The sequence below is a fragment of the Stackebrandtia soli genome, from assembly GCF_965137155.1.
GTDB lineage: Bacteria > Actinomycetota > Actinomycetes > Mycobacteriales > Micromonosporaceae > Stackebrandtia > Stackebrandtia soli.
The window spans coordinates 1-15,387 of sequence record NZ_CBCRZX010000073.1 but is presented as its reverse complement, the minus strand read 5'-3'; the positions used below and the strand labels follow the sequence as shown (position 1 = coordinate 15,387).

Genomic DNA, 15,387 nt, shown 5'->3' with positions numbered 1-15,387 from the left:
GAGCTGCGGCGTTGGGCTGGTGGGGTGTGGTGTGGGGGTTGGGCGAGGCGGTCGCGGAGGCGTCGGAGGGTGGGGAGGTGGAGTGTGTACGGTTCGTCGGCGAGCCAGCGGCCGATTTCGCTGGCGGCGTCGTCGGTGGAGAGGTGGCGGATGAGGGCGTCGCTTCCGGTGATGCGGTCGAGGGGGAGGTGTGGCCAGACGACGAAGCCGCGGACGTCGGTGCCTGCGAGGAGGGTGCCGATGCGTTGGATGGTGTCGGTGAGGTCGTTGGTGGCGTGGTGGCTGGTGCGGGTGATGGGTGGGGTGATGACGGCGACGCGGCGTCCACAGACGACGGTGAATTCGGCGTGGTGGGTGCCGAGGGGGACGTGGACGAAGAGGCGTGCGGCGGGGATGCGTTCGAGGAGGGAGCGCAGGACGGCGGCGGTGAGGCGGTCGGCGCTGGGGCGGACGCCGGCGGGGCCGAAGGCGTTGTAGTCGACGAGGACGGTGCGGACGGCGGCGCGGAGGCGTATGGCGATCCGGAGGCGGGTGATGGCCCAGGGGAGGAAGGTTGCGGNGGCGAGGTTGGCGGCGAGGAGGGTGGGGACGGGGGTGAGGCCGCCGAGCCAGGCGATGGCGGCGGCGGTGATGAGGGTGAGTGCTTCGGCGATGGGTTTGCGGGGTCTGATGGCGCGGATGGAGGTGGTGGTGATGACGGCGGTGGAGAGGATGAGGTAGGGCAGGAGGATGGCTTGCCAGGCGAGGTTGGTGGTGTCGTCGAGGACGGTGGTGCTGAGGGCGGCGATGGTGGTCATCCACAGTGCGGCGATGGTGGTGACGGTGGCGACGCGGCGCCAGACGGAGGGGGTGCAGCGGAGGCGGTGGTGGGGGTTGATGTCGATGAACCAGGGTCGGGCCATGAGGTCGCCGGTGAGGGTGGTGGTGGCGGCCGCGGTGCTGGTGGTCGGTTTGTCTCCGACGGTGGTGTTGACGCGCCATTCTTTGACGCGTCGGGGTTTGGCGTGTTTTCCGGGTCTGCGCCATCGTGGGCGTTTGATGCCTCGCGCGGCGTCGTATTCGGCGCGGGTGGTGGCGTTGGAGAGCGTTTCGTACGCGGTTTGGAGGGCGTGGAAACGTTCGGGGTCGCCGCCGGCGTCGGGGTGTGCGTCTCGGACGCCTCGCCGGTATGCCTGGCGGATTTGTGCGATGTCGGCGGTCGGGGTGACGCCGAGTGTTGTGTAGTAATCGGGTTCGGTCATGCCGAACCTCCGTTTTGGATCGAAAATCGACACATGCGTGACCGGCTTGTGATGCGGATCTTTGAACCTACTACATGGAGACGCCGTTGTGTTCGGCGTGTCGCGCTGTCGGCGCGGGTGGGGCCGGGTGCCCGGATGGTGGTGTGGGGTGCGGGTGTTGTTGCAGGGCAGCGGGTGTGACGGCCGTACCGGGCACACGGGACACGCGAATAAATCCCTAGTGGAGTGTTGATGCGCCGGTCGTGTGTCCGCCCGCCGCGACGACCCTCGCCCGCAGGCCCCGGTCGGACGTGACGACGAGGCACGGCCGGTGCGGGCTCGTCCGCGCCACGAGCTCGGCGATGTGGTCGTCGGCCGTTCCGGGGGCGTCGACGACGGACACCGTGTCGCTGGAGTCGATCCCGCGCGCGGCGCCCTCGGCGACGAGCAGGACGTCGACGGGCGGAGTCGTCGCCCAATCCGGCAACTCACCCGACAGACCGGTGTGCGTCACCTCGGCGAGCCGATCCCGCAACCGCTGCGTCGCGGCCTTACGATCACGCCACCAACCGTCCGGACGTGACCCGACGACGTTGGCGGCGTCGACGATGACGAGCGCGCGCACCGGTTCCACTGTGGCTCCCCGTGTGGTGGTTGGTCACGAGGTCGTCCGTGGACCGCCCGTCGCGGCACGACGGCGGGCCAGGGCGTCCTCTACGGCTGCCACCAGCGTGCCAGACTCGACACGGCCGGGTCGTCGGATGTCAGGAGCGCGTCCCAGTCGCTGCCGGCGCCGCCGTCGAGGGCGTGCAGATCGCTCGGGTCGACGCTGTCGTACGACGCGTTCCACACGTGGTCGATCGCGGGGTCGGTGGTGGTGCCGAGCAGGCCGGCGTCGGACCAGGGTGGGCCGTCGACCGGTTCGGGGCGCGGGTCGATGTCGAGTTCCGGCGGGAACTGCGGCTCGAACGCCGCGTCGTCGGCGCGCGGATCGATGTCCGGGTCGGAGCCGGGGTACTCGTCGTCCCCGTCGACGCCGTCCGGTGCGGTGGGCTCGTCGACGTCGATGGGCTCATGGTCGGAGTCGTCGGTGACGTCGGGATCGTCGTCGAGGTCGACGTCGGCGTCATCGTCGAGATGATCGTCGTCGAACTCCAGCCCCAGGTCGAGGGTGTCGTCCTCGTCGGGGGGTGTGACGTCGTCAAAGGCGAGATTGTCGGAGTCGTCGTCCGACCATGAGTCCATCGTCATGGGAATCGTCTACTTTCCTGCTTCGGCGGGTGCTGGGGGCAGTACCGAACGGGTCTTCGCCAGGACTTCGTCGACCTGCTTGACCTTCGCTTTGAACGCCTCGTGGCGCTTCGTGAGCGCTTCCTTCTTCTTGGCGCGGCTCTGGTTCGTCTGCTTCAGATTGCGCTCTGCCTCGGCGATCTGCTTGTCGAGCTGCTCGCCACGCTTCTCCAAAGCGTCGTCCAACGCCAGGTTGAACACGTACTCGATCTCGGTGAACCGATACTGGATCTCCTCCTGCAAGGACGCGCGCGTCTCCTGGAGCACCTCCCGAACCCACCGCTGTGCCTGCATCCGGTCCTGCGACACCTTCCGCCGGTACAGCATGAACGCGCCGGCCGCCAAACCGATGCCGATGCCCGAGGCCGTCAACGCGATCCCGGCGACACCGGTCAACGCCGCGCCACCGACTGCCGCGGTGACACCCATCGACGCCATCCGGCCCGCCATCATCGCCGTGCCGGCCGTCGACGCGATCAGCATCGCGTTGTCGCCGTTGGCTTCCCGTCGCGGCTTCGAGCCCGACTGCATGCGCAGCTGGGCGTTGATCCGTCCGATCACCTGAGCGAGCTCGTCGGGCGGGAACATCTGCGACAGGACCCGGTCGGCCAAGACCTTGAACCGGTACTCGAGCTCCTGCGACAGGCGCACCGACAAGGCGTGCAACGCCCGGTCGACCTCGATCGGCATCTTCTTGATCTCGGACCGGTCCGCCTTGTCGACCTTCGTCAACAACTCTTCCTGGAGCTTCTGAATGTAGGTCCGCAACCGCGACGTCGCCTCGACCCTGGCGCGTTGGATCTCCGTCCGCAACGCCATGTTCGAATGCTTCGACTGGTTGCGCTTCATCGTCATGACGCGCTTCTTGTCCTCTTTGAGCTTCTCCGTGACCTGCGGGTCCGGATCGAGCGTCTTCAACTGCTCCATCACGCCCAGATCCAACCGGATGAACTCGCTGCGCAACGCCCGCAACACGTTCGCGTGCTGCAAGATGGTGCCCTTGGCGCCCAACTTGATCAACGCGTGCTGCAACGGCGCGATCCGCGACTCCTCGATCAGCGTCTTCGCCGCGTCCACCGGCATCGTCAACGCCAGCTCCGCCAACCGCGACGACACCGGGAAGAACGGCGCGTTCGCGAACCGAGGCGCGTGCGTCTGCAACAACGCGATGTCGTCGTCGCGAATACGCTGCCAACCCGGGTACGCGTCGATCTTCGTCAACGCGAACATCACGAAGTTGACGCGCTTACTCGCCTCGATCAGGAAGTCCAACTCCGGTTTCGAGAACGGCGACGACGAATCGACGACGAACAACAACGCCGTCGCCCGCGACACCGCGTCCAACGCGACCTCGGCGTGCAACGCGTCCAAACCGCCGACACCCGGAGTGTCGACCAGGCTCATGTACTGCAACAACGGCGCCGAATGCGCGATCCGCAGGCGACGCGGCGGCCGCATCCCACCCGGCAACTGCCCCAGCGTCGTACCCCAGTCCCGAATATCGGACGGGTTCAACTGCACCGGGACCTCATTGCCCGGCACGAACGCCTCGACCGTGTGCTGCTCGCCGAACTCGAACTCCATGTACGAACTCGTCGCGACCGCGGCGTCCACCGGGGACAGGTTCGGGACGCCGATCAGCGCGTTCGTCAACGACGACTTCCCGCGCTTGGTCTCACCGACGACGACCATCGCCGGCTTCGCCGCCGCGTCACGCCGGATCGCGTCCAACTCCTGAGCCGCGTCCGCGTCGATCTTGCGCAACGTCGCGATCCCGTTGGTGACGGCCGTGCGACACAGCTTGTCCAACATCGCCGTCGGATCCTGCTTCTTCGCCGCCGCGGGTTGCTGGGGTGGCGCCTGCTGCTCCGTCACGCCCGACGCCCCTCACCGCGATACACCGTCACGATCGGCGACCGCAACACCGCCGCCCGATCGGTGTACCCGGCGGTCTCGACCACCGCGATCAACCCGTCATGCGCCGGATCCGGCGCCGGCGTCGTCCCGCCGGCCTCATGCCGCGTCGGGTCGAAACGCTCACCGACGGGCGTCACCGTCGCGACACCGACCGACTGCAAACCCGCGCCGATCTTGTCGGCGATCGCTTGACTCGTCGCCCGATCCCGCACGTAGATGCACGTGTTGATGAGGGTGCGGCGCTCCGTGTTGAGCTGATCGATCGCCGCGAGCGCCTCCGTGTCCGGGGCCGCCACCGCCGCGGGCGTCGTCACCGGATGCAACCGGCCGCCCAACAGGATCAGGACGGTGAAACCACTGATCGCGGCGCCGATGAAGCTCGTCGCGGCAGCGGTCGAATTGAAGGATACGGTCTCGGTGGCGGTGATGAGCCCGGTCACCGCGCCGGTCAACGCTGAGGCGGCGATGACCGCCACTGTGGCTATCAGCCGCAGATGGCTTGTCGACATCGTCTTCTCCTTATGAATCAAAAGCCAGGGGGTCAGTAAGCGGGTCGGGTGCCGCGCAGTCGCTGCGCGAGCAGATGAAATCCTCGAGCGACGACGTGAGCGACACGCGCCTGCGCGGGGGACGCGCCACCGACGGCGAACGCGCGCCACCGGTTCGCCGCCTCCAACGCGGCCCGTGTCAAACCGTCGGGATCGGACGCCGGAAGACCCAGAACCGTCGCCGGATCGCTCGACAGCGCCAACCGCGCCACCTCCGCTTCCATCTGCGCGTTCAGCTCGACCGTGCCCGTGGTGACCTGCGCCGCGACCTCGATCAGGCGCAGCCGGTGGTACTCGGGGTCCTGAATGACCCGCTCGATCGCGTCGCGCAACAACTCCCGCTCCGCGACGTGCTCGCTCGCGGCGGCGACGGTCTCCAACCGCGCCAAACCCCAACCGGCCTTGATCGCGTCGGTGCGGAACTGGAACGCCTGCTCGAGGGTCTGCCGCAGGCGAGGAAACCCCGACGCCGCGAACAACATCCGCACCAGGTCACCCGTGGCCATACTCGGGTTGGCGACGAGGTGCGCGATCGCGAAGTTGATGCCGTACAGGTCCAACAGCCGCAGCAGCCGCTCGCGCTGCTCCCGCGACACCGCGCACTCGCGCGTGGCGAACAGCGACGCCGCCGCCAACAGAACCGCCCGCTCCTCCGCCGGAAGCTCCGCCAGCTTGCGCAACGCCTCACAGTCGGACGCCGTCAGACGGCCCGCCTCGGTCGTCTCCGCCAGCAGACCCACCACGGGCACCACATCGGACACGACGCGGCGCATCACCTGGGACTGATTGCGCGACAACGGCTCCGCGACCGGCCACGGGTCACCCGCCGGCGTCGGCGCGAGTTTGTCGACCTTGTTGAACAACCCCAAGGAGTTGATCGGGTTGCTCGACAACCGCGACGACATCGTGCGAAACGCCTGCAACGCCGCCAAGTCGTCCTCACGCACCGACTGCGTGAACACGTAGATGATCGCCTCCGCACCCGACAACGCGCCCTGCGAATCAGGGTCGATGTCGTCGGCGATCGGCGCGTCGAACAGGAACTTCCGGGCCTCGTCCGAAATGGATGTGTTCACCGAGGACATGCCCGGAGTGTCGACGACGGTCAGGTTCTCCAACCGGTCCGACGTCAACGTCACATCGATGTAGGCGATGTGCTCCCTCGGCACCGACAACCGCTGCGGAATCATCCCCGACTCGTCCAACGGCAAACTCACCCGCGAACCGTCGCGTTTGACCACATCCACGCGATCCGATGTGCCATAACGGAACTGCGTGACCAGGCGCGTGCATTCGCCGACCTCGGTCGGCGCGACCCGCCGCCCGATCAACGCATTCACCAGCGTCGACTTCCCCGCCTTCAAACGCCCCGCGATCGCCACGCGCAACGGCTGCCCGATCCGCTGCCGCACCTCGTCGACCTGCGCGCGCGCACGCGGCGACAAACGCGGAGACAGCTCCGCGCACAACGTGGCTACTCGTGTACTCAATGGACCAGATGCCATGGTGTACGGGCGCCCGCACGCGCGAGGAGTGACCCTGCCGCGCCGCGCCAGCCTCCTTCCCCGGACGACAACAAAGAAGACCGCCGCGGCGGTCATTCGTGGGCGACGTTGCCACAGGGGCGTTACCCCGGTGGGAATTCTGACGCTACCGCAACGAGTCAAGCCCACCGGCCGCGCGGCCCGCCGCTCCCGCTCGCGCACATGTACGACGCGAACGTCGTATTGGCACGGAGGCGGAGCGGACATCGTGGTCCTTCCTTTGTCAAAATATGATGGCCATGTGAGCCACGACTTACGGCTCGTCGGCACACCACGACCATAGAAAGAACCCGCCCCGAGACACATCCCCGTTTCGTGCCACACGATGGCGGCGCGCATCGAAAGGAGCCACGTGCCCCAGGCAGACGCAACACCCGCCACCACCACGCTGGAAGCGGCCGAGGGAACAGTCCAGGCCGCGGCGGCGATGCTCGCCCAACCGGGCATGGTCATCCTCACCGGCCCCGCAGGCCGCGGCCGCAGCCGCCTCCTCGGCCGCATCGCCGCCGCGTTCCGCGGCCCCGTCCTCACCGGCGGCGGCCTCGCGATGCTGCGAACGACCCCCGGACTGGCCCTCACCCGCGCCGTCAACGCCAAACTCCCCACCCACGACATCCCGCTGTGCGCCGAGGCGGTGCGCTCACGCGTGCGCGGAGCCCTACTCGTCATCGACGACCTGCAATGGTGTGACCCGGTGACGTTGGCGGTGCTGCCGCTGGTCGCGCAGCACTGCCGGGTCGTGGCGGCGCTGCGGACCCCGCACCGGCTCCCCGAGGCGTCCGTCGAACGTCTCACCGAGCACGCGCACCTCCTCACCGTCGCGCCGCTCACCGACGCCGAGGCCACCGCGCTCGCCGCCGCGTGCGCACCCGGCCTCGCCGACGCCGCGATCGCCGCGATCGTGCGGCGTGGGGGCGGCAACCCGCTGGTGGTGACGGCGTTGGCGACGTTCGCACAGCGGCACCCCGACGCGCCCATCACCGACCCGGACACGGCGACGCCGACGGCCGTCCACGCGATCGCCGAAGCCATCGCCGACCTGTCCCGAGCGGGACGAACGGCGCTGGCCGCGCTCGGGCTCCTCGGTCGTCCCGCTTCGCGCGGACTCCTGGGCGACGGGGTCGACGAGCTCGCCGCCGCCGGTCTCGTCGACGTCGACGGCGCGACCGTGACGGCGACGTCGCCGTACACCGCCGAGATCGCGGCCGGCCTCCTCGAACGGGACGGCAGGATCGGTCTGCACCGGCATCTGGCGGGGTTGCTGGACGACATGGAGGCGGCTCGGCATTTGGCGGCCGCGGGGGACGATACCGCCGCGTTCGAGCGCGCGCTGCGCGCGGCCGGCGACCCGAACCGCGCTCGTCGCGCGGAGGCTCTGTTGTTCGCCGTGAACGTGCCGGGCGGGCTCGCCGACGACGACACACGGCTGGAGGCCGCCGCCGCCGCGTTGGCGGTGGGGCGACCCCGTTCGGCGTTGAAGACCTTGGCGGACATGACGTCGCTGGCCGCGCGGGTGTTGACGGTGGACGCTCATCTGCACGCGGGCCATCGGGACGAGGCGACCGCGTTGGCGGCGTCGCTACCGGGCGACGTGGACGTGTCGGATCCGCTGGCGCCCATGGTCGACCGCGTGCGTTTGCTGGCGGCCGGCGAGCGCGCCGACGCCGTCGCCGACGAGGTGCGGGCGCGCTACGGCGACAGTCCTGAGCATTGTGGAGTGGCGGCCGCCCTGGCCGCGCACTCGGCGGCGAGCCGTCGTCCGGGGTGGACGCAGGCGTTGGCGTCCGCCGCCGCCGCGGCGGGTCGCGACGGGGACGCGTTGTCGGCGCGGTGGAGCGCGTGGTTGTTGGTGGAGAATCTGATGGCGGACGGGGATCTGACGAACGCGTCGGCCGCCGCGAGGGCGGCGGCCCGGGCCTGCACGGCGGATCACGCGTACAGCTGGCAGACGCGGTTCCTGGCGGCTCAGGTGTGGTGCCAGGTGTTGCGGGGGGGAGCGCACCGATGAGGCGGCGGCGACGGCGGTGACGTTGTTGGATCACGCGTTGCCGAGTGTGGCGCGGGGGTACGCGTCGGCGACGGCGTCGCTGGCCGAGGCGGACGCGGGTGCGTTGCGCAACGCGCGGCACCGGTTGCGGCGCGCCGGTCCGGTGCCGCCGAGTGTGGCGTTGGTGCTGCGGTGGGTCGCGGGTGAGGCGGCGTGGCTGGACAATCAGCCGTCGGGGGTCGACGTGTCGATGACGGACACGGGTTCGTTGGTGGGCGGTTTGGGTCGGATCACGGCGAACTGGGCGGCGGTCGACTCCGGTATTGATCCACAGTGGGATGATTCGTTGGAGTCGTTGCCGGAGGTGGCGCGGACGACGTTGACGGCGTGGCGGGAGGCGGCGTCGGGGCGTTCGGTCTCGTCGTTCGACGCGGCGGCGCGGGCGTGGCGTGAGGTGGTGTTGCGGGAGCAGGTGCGGTGCCTGTTGGCGTTCGGTGTGTACGCGGCGGACGCGGCGTCGGCGGTGCCGCCGTTGAGTGAGGCGGAGCGGATCGCCGACGAGGCGGGCCTGTTGGTGTTGGCGGGGCGTGCGCGGCAGGCGTTGCGGAGGCACCGGGTGCGGCGGGATCAGCGTGGCCGTCGGGCGGGGGACGACCTGACCGAACGTGAGCGTCAGGTGTTGCGTATGGTCGCCGATGGGGAACCGACGCGTCGTATCGCCGGTGCGTTGGGTATCGCTCGCGAGACCGTGGAGACGCATATTCGCGCGGGGATGCGCAAGCTCGGGGCGAAGACGCGCACCGAGGCGGCGGTGAGGGCCGCGGAATTGTTCAGTGAGGGTGGGACGACCTGATGGCCGCACCGTTGTATGTAGTGGGGACGGCAGCCGAGGCGACGACGGTGTTGCGGCGCCTGGCGCGCGATGGCTGGCACACCCGGTCCGGGTTCGCGATCACCGACACGGGTTGGGATGTCAGCGGGGGTAGGACCGTTCGGTACGGGCGGGTTCCGGACGCGGACACGGCGGCTCTGGCGGTGCTGGCGGCGGCGCGGGGCGCCGGGGTGGTGTGCGTGTGCGATCCGGTGTCGGCGCAGGGGCGGGCGTTGAACGCCGACCTGGCTCGGGTCGGGCCGGTGGGGGTCGATCCGTCGCGTGACGAACCGTCGGCGAGCCAGGTGAACGGCACGTTGCCGGTGACGGAGGAGCAGGCGGCGTTGTTGGCTCGGTTGGCCGACGGGGAGACGATCGCGGCCGCGGCGGAGGCGGAGTTCCTGTCATTGCGGACGGCGAATCGGCGGATCGCCGCGGCCCGCAAGGCGTTGGGGGTCGCGACGACGCGCGAAGCGGTGCTGGCGTTCACTCGAGCGCGCCGAGGCTGACGGTCTCACCGAGAGGAACCCTCGACCGGGGTGTTTCTCTCTTCTTTCTCTGAGGGGAGACCGTGTTTCTCGACCTCAGCGGTTCTTCTCCCTTTCCGAGGGGAGACCGTGTCTCCACCTCGGACTCGCCTCAGCGCCGGGTTCCGTCGTCAAGTTTTGCCTCCGTGGACCGGATGCCGGTTGTCAACGCCGCCAATGGTTCTCGGGCTCGCGGCGGCGCGGGCTCAGGAGTCGTGGTCGGGGGTGCGTTGCCACGGTAGTCGCAGTGTCCGGGACGTCGACAGTGGTCGGGTCGGGTCGATGTGTCGCGGCTGGAGGGGTTCGTCGACGCGGAGGTCGCGGAGGTCGTCCGCGCAGGCGCTCATCATCCGGTCGGCGGCGCGCCTGGCGGCGTCGGCGCTCCCGGGCGTCAGATCGGTCAGGTCGAGTGGTCGACCGAAGTGGACGCGCGCGGTCGGGCGGCGGACCGTTGAGCTGAGGAGCGTGCGGGCCATGCGGGCGGGGGAGTCCCAGCACATGATCTCGTGCGCTCCCCATTGGGCGATGGTGACGACGGGGGCTCCGGTGGCGAGCGCGAGGCGCGCCGCGCCGGTCTTGGCGCGTTCGGGCCACAGACCGGGGTCCAGGGTGATGCGTCCCTCGGGGTAGATGATGACGACGGCGTTGTCGTCGGTGATGGCGGTGACGGCGGAGGCGAGCGCGTCAGTGACGGTGTGGCTGCCGCGGTCGACGCGGATGTGTCCGGAGGCGCGCATGATGGCGCCGAAGACGGGGGCTTTGAAGAGTCCGGCGGTGGCGAGGAAGCGCGGGTGGAGGCCTCGGCGCGCGGCGGCGGCCATGAGAACGAACGGATCGAACGTTCCAATGTGGTTTGATACCAGGATGAGCGGGCCGGGGTTTCGGGGGAGTTCGCCGGTGACGCGCAGTCGGCAGAACAGGGGGACGAGGAGTCTGACGACGCGGAGCAATACACGCCACAGCGGGCGTACCGCGACCTGACTTCTATTGGTTGTAGAATCTTCTACATCTTGTCGAACTTCTGATGGAGGGGCGGAATCCATGGACGTCCTCGATATTTCGCGGTGGCAATTCGCCGTGACAACCGTTTATCACTTCCTGTTCGTACCGCTGACTATCGGCCTGTCCTTCCTCGTCGCCGGACTCCAAACCGCGTGGCTGCGAACCAAAGCCGAACGCTACCTGAAACTCACCAAATTCTTCGGAACCCTGTTCCTCATCAACTTCGCACTCGGCATCGTCACCGGCATCGTCCAGGAGTTCCAGTTCGGTATGAACTGGTCGGCCTACTCCACCTTCGTCGGCGACGTCTTCGGCGCACCCCTCGCACTCGAAGCACTCCTGGCGTTCTTCCTCGAATCGACCTTCCTAGGACTGTGGATCTTCGGTTGGAAGAAACTACCGCCCAAGGTCCACCTCGCCTGCATCTGGGTCGTCGCGGTCGCGTCGTGCCTGTCGGCCTACTTCATCCTCGCCGCGAACTCCTTCATGCAATGGCCAACCGGTCACACCGTCGACCCCGACACCGGCCGCGCCCAACTCACCGACCTGTGGGCACTCCTCACCAACAAGGTCGCCCTCATCACCTTCCCCCACACCATCGCCGCGTGCTTCCTCACCGCCGGCGCCTTCGTCCTCGCCGTCGGCATGTGGCACCTCGTCCGCCGCACCGACGACGACACCGACACCCGCCGCGCGTGGCGCACCGCCATCCGCCTCGGCGCCGTCACCACCATCATCGCCGGAGTCGCCGTCAGCGTCACCGGCGACATCCAAGGCAAGATCATGACCGAGACGCAACCCATGAAGATGGCCGCCGCCGAAGCCCTCTACGAGACCCAGGCACCCGCGTCGTTCTCGATCATCACCATCGGCAGCCTCGACGGCACCGAGGAAGTCTGGTCGCTGCGCGTTCCCGGCCTCCTGTCCTGGCTCGGCTCCGGCGATGTCAACGCCGAAGTCGGAGGCATCAACGACATCCAAGCCCAGTACGTCGAGCGCTTCGGTGAAGGCGACTACCGCCCCAACATCCCCCTCGCCTACTGGTCCTTCCGCGGAATGATCGGCCTCGGCTTCGCCGCCATCGCGCTCGCCGTCGCTTGCCTCTGGTTCACCCGCCGCGACCACACCCCACACCGTCGATGGTGGATACCCGTCATCGTCGCACTCCCGCTCCTCCCACTCGCCGCCTCCAGCCTCGGATGGATCTTCACCGAGACGGGCCGCCAACCCTGGGTCGTCTTCGGGCTCATGACGACCGCCGACGGCGTCTCACCCAACATCGGCGTAGGCGACGCCCTCACCTCCCTCATCGCCTTCACCGGCGTCTACGCCACCCTCGCCATCATCGAGGCGCTGCTCCTGCTGCGGTACATCCGCGCGGGCCTGCCCGACCCCACCACCGCCGACACCCCGACCTACTGAACGCCGAAAGGAAGACACCACCGTGGACACACCCATCATCTGGTTCGCCGCCATTACGATCCTGTGGACCGGCTACTTCGTCCTCGAAGGCTTCGACTTCGGCGTCGGCGCCCTCGCCGGACGACTCAGCCGCAGCGACGACGAACGCTCCCGACTCCTATCCACCATCCTGCCGATCTGGGACGGCAACGAGGTCTGGCTCATCACCGCCATCGGCGCCATGTTCGCCGCGTTCCCCGCCTGGTACGCCGGGCTCCTCTCCGGCTTCTACCCACTCTTCCTTGTCGCGCTCCTCGCCCTCATCGTCCGCGCCATCGGCCTCGAATACCGCGCCAAACGCCCCGAGTCCCACTGGCGCCGCGCCTGCGACCTCGCCATCACGGCCGGCTCCATCGCCGCACCCCTCACCTGGGGACTCATCCTCACCGCCATGTTCCATGGCGTCCCCCTCAACACCGACGGCCACGTCACCGCCGGCCTCGCCGACCTCGTCCACCCGTTCACCATCGCCGGCGCCGTCACCGTCGCGCTGCTGTTCATCGGCCACGGCGCCGCGTTCCTCACCCTCAAGACCAGCGGCCACCTCCGCGACCGCGCCCACACCGCCGCCCGAGCCATCCTCCCCGTCACCGCCGCCTCCGCGACCGCGTTCGTCGTCTGGACCTACCTCACCCGCCACACCACACTGTCCACAATATTCTCAATTGTGATGGTCGCCGCGCTCGCGCTCGCACCACTGGCACTGTGGCGCCACCGCGACGGCTGGGCGTTCGCCGCCACCACCACCGGCACCGCCGCGTTCACCGCGACCCTGTTCACCGCGACCTACCCGATGGCCATCCCCTCCATCACCGCCGACGTCGGCCTCACCCTCGCCGACGCCGCCGCGTCCCCCTACACACTCGGCATCATGTCGATCGCCGCGCTCATCTTCCTGCCCCTCATCGGCGCCTACCAGGCCTGGACGTACTGGGTGTTCCGCAAACGCGTCCTATCCCCACCCTCCTAAGACGACGAAGCCCCGTGGTCGTCAACACGACCACGGGGCCCACACGTCAACGAGACCAGAGCCCGCCCCACCACATCCGCGGCGGGGCCACCCGGTACCGGAAGACCGTTAACTCAGCTCGGCGAGCTTCGCCTCGATCTCCGCCAACTGCTGGCGCAACCGCTCGGCCTCCTCGGCCGCCTGCTGTCGCTGCTGGTCCACGATGTCCTCCACAACCGCCGCGACGGCGGGGGAGTCCAACGCCTCCACCATCGACACCGCCGCGCTCGCGCGCACCGGAACCGGCTTGGCGATCACCTTCGTGCCCTTAGAGGCCGAAACCGACCACTCGCCGTCCTTCCACGCCAACGTCACCGTCAGCTCGGGCGACGTCTTCGCCTTCGGTGCCTTCTTCCGTGCGGGCGGCACGCCACCCTGCGCGGGGACAACCGCCTCGACCTCGCTCATCGTTGAACCTTCCTCGCTGTCGCTTGAACCCTGACCACCGGACACACCGGCACTCAGCAAAGGGGCACCCGGAGGCGCCGTGTCAACAGGCGGGGGATCGACCTGTTTGGCGGTGTTCTTGCGGCTGAACTCGCCGCGCGCGGGCACTCGCAGTTCCGCCGTGGTGAACGGGAGTTCATCATGGCCAAACCGCACCACCACGAAATCACCTTCAGCCGGCTCCTCGAGCCGCACCACCTTCCCGACCTTTCCAGCTATCTGTCCGGCCGCGTCGGTGAACACCACCTTCGGATGCTTCCCCTGGGCCAGCGTCTCCGCCAATCCAGCAACATCCGATGTGGACAAACTCATATGGGGCGACCTCCTATCCTTTGATTCGAACACGCATGCGCATTTCTAGCAGGCCACTGCGACAAACAGCCGGTCAACGCACCGGCCACGTCCCCTCACTCCAACCACCGGGAACGAACCCGTCAGGGTCGTAGGGGGACCGTGTCAACACGAACGTGCCGAGATCCACATGCCGCACTCGGCCATCATCACCACGCACCACGCGCAGAGTTTCCCCGGCATAGTAACCATCAAGGCCGACCCACTCGTCGCTCCCCACCGGCCGAAACCGCGACGTCGACATCATTCCCGACACCGCGTCCAACCGCAGCCATCCGTCACCCTCCACACGCAGCAGACCCGCCGACGTGCCCCAGAACCAATACCCCGCCAAGCCCAACTCATCCGCCGGCACCGACTCCCGCGGCCGCCACGGACTCGGCATCACCGGCTCACACTCGTCCATGATCGACAACAACGCGTCCGACAACGACCACGGTTGCGACGGCGTCGTCGCGTTCATCACCATCACCACCCCGTCGCCCGACGACCGATCCACCCACAAACCCGCCTGGAACCCCGGCATCGACCCGCCATGACCCACCAGCCGACGACCACCCGAACCGCGCAACTGCCACCCCAGTCCATGCCCCGACACCCACTTCGGACCCTCCGCGACCGTCACCGTCTCCGTCATCTCCGCCAACGAATCCACCGACAACACCCCATTCGTCGCCCCACCAAGGAACGCCGCCCACCGCGCCAAATCCGCCACCGTCGACCACAACTGACCGGCCGGACCCATCGCCCCCGTCTCCTGCGACGGCTCCGGCACCACCACATCCGCGAACGGATGCACCGCGAACCCCCGAGCACACGGCGCGACCGGCGTCAACGACGTCCGCGACATCCCCAACGGCTCCAAAACCTCCTCCCGCACCACCGAAAACCAATCCCCACCCCGCAACCGCTCCACCAGCGCGCCCAACACCGCATAGCCCACATTGGAATAATGGTGCCGACGCCCCGCCACATGCTTTACCACCGACGCGTCCAACGCCCCCCACAAACCCGACGCGTCCACCCCGGGCGACCGCTCCCACCACGAACCCGGCAACTCCGCCGCGATCCCCGCCGTATGCGACAACAACTGCGCCACCGTCACATCCCCGAACACCGCGTCCGGGAAGAACCGCGACACCCGATCCGACAACGCCACCACACCCTCATCACGCAGCCGCATCACCTCCACCGCCACCACGGTCTTCGTGAT

14 protein-coding genes are annotated in these 15,387 nt (G+C 68.5%); 5 read left to right on the top strand and 9 right to left on the bottom strand.

Translation table 11 applies throughout. From position 1 onward, the window contains the following. Positions 1–560 precede the first annotated feature (560 nt). The 6 genes from ACM9NP_RS23235 to ACM9NP_RS23210 all read right to left on the bottom strand — a co-directional run. Positions 561–1,241, bottom strand: a 681-nt coding sequence (locus ACM9NP_RS23235; RefSeq protein WP_415648903.1) for a J domain-containing protein, incomplete at its 3' end; no start/stop codon positions are given. 217 nt (positions 1,242–1,458) lie between these two features. Beyond that, positions 1,459–1,854: an NTP pyrophosphohydrolase gene (locus ACM9NP_RS23230; RefSeq protein ID WP_415648902.1), complete on the bottom strand. Its 396-nt coding sequence runs from the start codon at positions 1,852–1,854 to the stop codon at positions 1,459–1,461. An 80-nt stretch (positions 1,855–1,934) separates the two neighbouring features. Beyond that, a complete protein-coding gene (locus ACM9NP_RS23225) occupies positions 1,935–2,471 on the bottom strand; it encodes a hypothetical protein (RefSeq protein ID WP_415648901.1) in 537 nt (178 codons plus the stop codon). A gap of 9 nt (positions 2,472–2,480) precedes the next feature. Next, positions 2,481–4,385, bottom strand: coding sequence for a dynamin family protein (locus ACM9NP_RS23220; protein WP_415648900.1), 1,905 nt, complete (start codon positions 4,383–4,385; stop codon positions 2,481–2,483). Then, entirely contained in the window at positions 4,382–4,936 is a 555-nt protein-coding gene (locus ACM9NP_RS23215; RefSeq protein WP_415648899.1) for a nucleotide exchange factor GrpE, read from the bottom strand. Before ACM9NP_RS23215 ends, ACM9NP_RS23220 begins: the two co-directional genes overlap by 4 nt. Positions 4,937–4,968: 32 nt before the next feature. Beyond that, positions 4,969–6,465 carry a dynamin family protein gene (locus ACM9NP_RS23210; protein ID WP_415648898.1) on the bottom strand — a complete coding sequence of 499 codons (1,497 nt, stop codon included), beginning with the start codon at positions 6,463–6,465 and terminating at the stop codon, positions 4,969–4,971. A 406-nt stretch (positions 6,466–6,871) separates the two neighbouring features. Here ACM9NP_RS23210 and ACM9NP_RS23205 point away from each other — a divergent pair, with 406 nt between their 5' ends. Genes ACM9NP_RS23205 through ACM9NP_RS23195 form a run of 3 tightly spaced genes read left to right on the top strand, consistent with a single transcriptional unit; the run spans position 6,872 to position 9,886 of the window. Then, positions 6,872–8,527, top strand: a complete 1,656-nt coding sequence (locus ACM9NP_RS23205; RefSeq protein WP_415648897.1) for a hypothetical protein — start codon at positions 6,872–6,874, stop codon at positions 8,525–8,527. 16 nt (positions 8,528–8,543) lie between these two features. Continuing rightward, positions 8,544–9,359, top strand: a complete 816-nt coding sequence (locus ACM9NP_RS23200) for a helix-turn-helix transcriptional regulator (RefSeq protein ID WP_415648896.1) — start codon at positions 8,544–8,546, stop codon at positions 9,357–9,359. Then, positions 9,359–9,886, top strand: coding sequence for a LuxR family transcriptional regulator (locus tag ACM9NP_RS23195; RefSeq protein ID WP_415648895.1), 528 nt, complete (start codon positions 9,359–9,361; stop codon positions 9,884–9,886). The genes ACM9NP_RS23200 and ACM9NP_RS23195 overlap by 1 nt, the downstream gene beginning before the upstream one ends. Before the next feature lie 224 nt (positions 9,887–10,110). Here ACM9NP_RS23195 and ACM9NP_RS23190 read toward each other — a convergent pair whose 3' ends face one another. Continuing rightward, positions 10,111–10,854: a lysophospholipid acyltransferase family protein gene (locus ACM9NP_RS23190; protein ID WP_415648894.1), complete on the bottom strand. Its 744-nt coding sequence runs from the start codon at positions 10,852–10,854 to the stop codon at positions 10,111–10,113. A gap of 91 nt (positions 10,855–10,945) precedes the next feature. Here ACM9NP_RS23190 and ACM9NP_RS23185 point away from each other — a divergent pair, with 91 nt between their 5' ends. Together ACM9NP_RS23185 and cydB are read left to right on the top strand one after the other, a co-directional pair. Continuing rightward, entirely contained in the window at positions 10,946–12,328 is a 1,383-nt protein-coding gene (locus ACM9NP_RS23185) for a cytochrome ubiquinol oxidase subunit I (RefSeq protein ID WP_415648893.1), read from the top strand. Between the two features lie 22 nt (positions 12,329–12,350). Continuing rightward, complete coding sequence (gene cydB, locus ACM9NP_RS23180; protein ID WP_415648892.1) at positions 12,351–13,337, top strand: cytochrome d ubiquinol oxidase subunit II; 987 nt, start codon at positions 12,351–12,353, stop codon at positions 13,335–13,337. Positions 13,338–13,445: 108 nt separating this feature from the next. Here cydB and ACM9NP_RS23175 read toward each other — a convergent pair whose 3' ends face one another. Together ACM9NP_RS23175 and ACM9NP_RS23170 are read right to left on the bottom strand one after the other, a co-directional pair. Then, positions 13,446–14,135: a hypothetical protein gene (locus ACM9NP_RS23175; protein WP_415648891.1), complete on the bottom strand. Its 690-nt coding sequence runs from the start codon at positions 14,133–14,135 to the stop codon at positions 13,446–13,448. A 73-nt stretch (positions 14,136–14,208) separates the two neighbouring features. Beyond that, on the bottom strand, positions 14,209–15,387 hold a 1,179-nt coding region (locus ACM9NP_RS23170), incomplete at its 5' end, for a serine hydrolase domain-containing protein (protein WP_415648890.1).